Origin of the sequence: Psychrobacter sp., assembly GCF_036731945.1 — a bacterium.
Lineage (GTDB): Bacteria > Pseudomonadota > Gammaproteobacteria > Pseudomonadales > Moraxellaceae > Psychrobacter.
This window is the reverse complement of record NZ_DAINDI010000021.1, coordinates 43,528-44,795: the sequence shown is the minus strand read 5'-3', so window position 1 is coordinate 44,795 and position 1,268 is coordinate 43,528. Positions and strand designations below refer to the sequence as shown.

Annotated in this window: 2 protein-coding genes; both read right to left on the bottom strand. The window is 38.4% G+C overall.

Annotated features, from left to right (window positions below; genetic code table 11):
* Positions 1-875, bottom strand: an 875-nt coding sequence (lpxC, locus tag V7D75_RS06235; protein ID WP_333613846.1) for a UDP-3-O-acyl-N-acetylglucosamine deacetylase, incomplete at its 3' end; no start/stop codon positions are given.
* 294 nt (positions 876-1,169) lie between these two features.
* On the bottom strand, positions 1,170-1,268 hold a 99-nt coding region (locus tag V7D75_RS14650), incomplete at its 5' end, for a hypothetical protein (RefSeq protein ID WP_442968929.1).

Here is a 1,268-nt window from a genome sequence, read left to right as displayed (position 1 = left end):
GGACAACTTACATTGTCATCAAAAGTTACAATTTCAAAGTTACTAGGATCGGATAATATCTCGCGTACCAACATATTGTTTAATGCGTGACCAGATTTATAAGCATTAAAACGACCTAAAATAGGATAGCCAATGAGGTATAAATCGCCTAAAGCATCGAGAATTTTATGACGCACGAATTCATCGTTAAAACGTAGACCTTCTTCATTAAGAATATTGGCATCATCAATAACAATCGCATTGTCCATACTGCCACCTAGCGCCAAGTTATTTTGGCGTAGAGCCTCGATATCTCGTAAAAAACCAAAAGTACGCGCTGAGCTTAACTGTTCAATAAAATTTTGCGTCGAAAACTGCAGTTGTGCATGCTGAAAATCTTTATTAATAGCAGGATGGTCAAAATCAATCTCGAAATTTAACTCAAAACCATCATAAGGACGCAGCTCTGCCCATTTGTCATCAACTTTGACGCGGACAGGACGCACAATTTTAATAAAACGCTTTGCTGCTTTTTGTTCACAGAAACCTGCTTGCAGTAGCAAACCTACAAATGGCGCGGCGCTACCGTCCATAATCGGGATCTCCGACGCTGATACGCGGATTAATAGGTTATCAACCCCTAGCCCTGCTATCGCACTGAGCAAATGCTCAACGGTACCCACACGCGTGCCACCAAATACTAAGTTCGATGACATCATGGTATCTTGTACCAAAAAGGCACTGGCAGGAATCGGTTCGCTACCTGCTATATCAGAACGCTCAAAAATAATGCCAGTATTAATAGGCTGCGGATGAAACTCTAAGTCAACAGGTTGACCACTATGAAGACCAGTACCTGTAACGGCTATTGCTGTTTTTATGGTTCGTTGGTTCATGGCTGTCTTCTCACATATTTTGTTACAATTGCCATAGTGTAGCATTACCCGACCCTATTTCGCTAGCGCTAAAAAGCGTTAATTTGCTTATCTCTTTGATTGATAACACTTATCGTCATTATTTTAACGTTTATTTTTATAACGTAACAAATGCTCAATCTTAGCTAAATTATGACTAAAGCCTATTTATTAACCATCAACCTTTTATTTTTTTACTTTTTTAAAAAACAAAAAAGCCAGTATCGAAATACTGGCTTTTTTATTCAAACTATCTAATGATTGCTTTGTTAAAGACTATTTATTCTGTTGACGCTTAAGATAATCTTGAATGCTGTTGGTTTTAGTTTTAGGCTGTTCTTGCGTCACATTTGCGCGTACGGGACTTTCTTGATA